Below are 3112 nucleotides of genomic sequence, written 5' to 3'. Positions count from 1 at the left end.
CGAGCGATAAAGAGCGATGACTTCCTGCTCTCGTATCGAGCCGTTGAGTTCAACCTTTACTTCCATGTTCGGCTTCCTGATTTATGCATAACGCTTCAATCAGCCGACGCGTTAGCGGTCGGTTGCATTGACTTGTTCAGCTTTTCTACTCGATCAGCCAGCTCTTTTCGGAATTGAACTGCATTTACTCCAAAGTGCGCCTCTCGATGATGGTTTGGGCATAGTGCGACTACATTATCAACTGTGTCACTGCCATCTTCGGATAACGGTTGAATATGATGAGTTTCCAAATATATGGAGCCCGATAGGGTTTTAAACCCTTCTTGGCCACACCATTCACAGAATCCTCCCGCTCTTTTCAAGATATAGCTCCTAACCTGCGGGCTGCGCTCATACACTGACGTGATTGATTCTTTTTTCTTTGCTTCGCCTGCAGGCAATCCTTCGATATTGAATTGATCAATGAATAAATCAGTTGGCACACCACGAACGAGAACACAATCACCGGAATCTGAGCTATAGCTCTTTACATACCATTGCTCGATATCAAGAAGTCGTCTATCAGCACTTGACTTAGTAGCACTTGAATCTCTTCTTCCACCGTCACAAATTATTACTCTTACAGGCCAATTAAGACGAGCTGCTTTTTGTAGAGAAAAATCCATTTTTGTTGCTCGCCGAGACTGGGGCGAACTAGCAGCGTTTTTTGCTGTCTCTCTCAAGTTTAGCTTTTGAACTATCTCGCCATCTTGTACTAATAGGTTTTCATACCAAAGATTAAGCACAATAACTTGCATATTGTGGTCCTCGTATGACCATTCATAGCAATACTTTGGATTCGAAGCTGCTTTCTCTACACCACCCTTAAAATTAGACCAGTCTCCGACATCTATTCCTGTGGATTCAACTAGATCCATAACCCTAAGACGATCCGATGGTTTCAAGAACTCTAAATTCATTCAATCCTCGATATGAGCTGAACGCCCGCATTTGCGGCTGGTTTGGAGCGCAGCGGAAAACCAGTCCGACAACATGCGCTTGTTATGTGAACATTCCTACTCCACCGAGACGCCAGGTAAAGTAACTCTAATTTCTTCAATCACTTTGGGCGCAAGATGATTATTGAGGTTTCTAATCAACCAATGCTCAAACTCTGCAAGCCTTGTGTTTCTCAGATGAGAAGACGCTATAGCCATTAGTCCCTTGTTGTCGTAAATTGAAAGCAGATCTATAAGATTTCTTTCTTCTAATGCTTTCTCAATTTTGCTTCTAGCATAATCAGATAGCGCTTCAATATTGAGGTTGGTAACCTCTGCATCAAGTGATGCCCTCAGATCCCCCACTGATGAAGAATCACTCAAATCAATTTTCTTTAGCGCCCGATCGATTCGTCTACGACAAAATCTAATTACTGCGTCCTCTTTATTTTTATCTGAAACGCTATCAATAATTGCCGTGGTAAAACCATCAAACTTCGCCTCCAGCTCGGAATCAGCATAGCCTTCATGCTCTAATATTGATTTAGCAACATTGGGTTGCAGGAAAATATTCTCGATTTCGCTGAGCGGCAAAACTTTAATCCCTAAGCTTGAGAGATATTCTTTGTCCTCATCACTGTAATCATCAGCATCTACAACCCCTGAACATGATACACGAGTAAGTGATGTGTTTTGGCGCATAGTTACAACGGAATGAATTACTTGCTCACAGGAGCCTCTGGGAATCACAGTCCATTCTGGATAGCAGCATCTGAAGGTTGCGCGATCTAAACTTTCACCATTTCCCTCTACAAATAAAATAGGCTTTCGACTTCCTAGTATTAGGGTTAGAGTATTTTCATCAAACCCACTATCATCTTGAATCTTATTAATTTCCCAAAATGGTGCAGGATCAAACTTGTTAATCACATATTTTTCTGCAACTCTCGAACAAGCAAATTCAATATCATGAGTTATGAATAGAAAAGCGCAATCTGGCCTCAATGCCTCCAGCTCGTCCCATAACCTTGACATTATTGACTTGTGAACATGAAGTTCAGGCTCATCAAAAATCAATAGTGTGTTTGGCTCTGCGACTAAAGATTGACCTAGCATGTAAAAAACGGCTCGTTCGCCGTCACTCATGTCAGTCGCTGAGTATTTATCGTTTGAACCACTTATGGAAACCATAATATCGTCACCGCTAACATGTAGCTCACGATGAGGTAGTAGCGATTGCCAGACCTGAGTCAGTATCTCAAATTTGGTTGCTTTAGCTTCTTCATTATCACCAGCCCTAACACTTTTATGAGTCTGCAGGGAGGTGTTAGTTTGGTCTGCAAATAATGTTTGCAATAAAAAGTCGAAGTCGTTTAACAGGGCAACAGCTGCATTATTACCCCATCTATTTCCACTTCGATGTGCAATTGTGGAGTCCTTATGACTCCAACCTGTCTTTAACGCTAATCTCGCGTCTTTTTCACTTATTTTTGCAACTGATGGGTTCAATGATAATGCCCGGTGAGCGGCTATTCTATGAGCTTGTTCACCAAGCCTTTCCTCTATAAAAGAAGACAACCTTGTCTTTCCAGCACCGTTAGCACCAACAATAACTACTGAGCCACCATTTTTTATCTTTAATACTTCAGAACCATCTTCTTTGGGGATAGTTATTTCAAAAGACATATTTTTCCTTACATATTGCAGAGTTCAAGATCACATAACAGTGATTATACGCCCTGCCATGAAACCTCAATGAACGTGACATCACAATGACTGAGGTTTCATAGCCACCAAATTGAATCTACCTCATTGATTCTACAGCGTGCAAAGATAATTTTGGCGATGTAGCCAAAATTCGCAGGCTTGCGCGTTTTGCTCGCCTCAATAATATTGTTTTTACATACAGCATTATTAAGGCATTCTCCCATGAAACTGATGGAACGCGTCAAGGCAACCATGAGGGTCAAGCGCTATAGCTTACGCACCGAAAAAACCTATTGTTACTGGATTCGATTTTACATTCGGTTCAACAACTTACGTCACCCTGCCACGCTAACAGGTCCCTGAATCCGTGAAGCCGGCGCCGACACTTTCCCTATCACCGCCAGCGAGCACTTTTTGATCATTCGCCC

The 3112-nt window shown here is 42.2% G+C and carries 3 protein-coding genes; 1 reads left to right on the top strand and 2 read right to left on the bottom strand.

Annotation, left to right across the window (positions count from 1 at the left end; genetic code table 11):
• Positions 1 to 95 precede the first annotated feature (95 nt).
• Positions 96 to 959, bottom strand: coding sequence for an HNH endonuclease (locus tag BMY49_RS16890; protein ID WP_089676118.1), 864 nt, complete (start codon positions 957 to 959; stop codon positions 96 to 98).
• Positions 960 to 1055: 96 nt separating this feature from the next.
• The gene (locus BMY49_RS16885) at positions 1056 to 2663 is read right to left on the bottom strand and encodes an AAA family ATPase (RefSeq protein ID WP_089676117.1); all 1608 of its coding nucleotides are present in this window, start codon (positions 2661 to 2663) and stop codon (positions 1056 to 1058) included.
• Between the two features lie 243 nt (positions 2664 to 2906).
• Between BMY49_RS16885 and BMY49_RS16880 the strand changes: the two genes are divergently transcribed.
• Positions 2907 to 3047: a phage integrase N-terminal SAM-like domain-containing protein gene (locus BMY49_RS16880; RefSeq protein ID WP_338061337.1), complete on the top strand. Its 141-nt coding sequence runs from the start codon at positions 2907 to 2909 to the stop codon at positions 3045 to 3047.
• The last annotated feature ends 65 nt before the right edge of the window (positions 3048 to 3112 follow it).

Source organism: Vreelandella aquamarina, assembly GCF_900110265.1.
Taxonomy (GTDB): Bacteria; Pseudomonadota; Gammaproteobacteria; order Pseudomonadales; family Halomonadaceae; genus Vreelandella; species Vreelandella aquamarina.
Note: the sequence above shows the minus strand (reverse complement) of the source record. Positions and strands in the feature narration are given on the sequence as shown.

Excerpts from the sequence above, each read along its gene's own strand:
- BMY49_RS16890 (WP_089676118.1), bottom strand. The coding sequence starts at position 959 with ATGAATTTAGAGTTCTTGAAACCATCGGATCGTCTTAGGGTTATGGAT.
- BMY49_RS16885 (WP_089676117.1), bottom strand. The coding sequence starts at position 2,663 with ATGTCTTTTGAAATAACTATCCCCAAAGAAGATGGTTCTGAAGTATTA.
- BMY49_RS16880 (WP_338061337.1), top strand. The coding sequence starts at position 2,907 with ATGAAACTGATGGAACGCGTCAAGGCAACCATGAGGGTCAAGCGCTAT.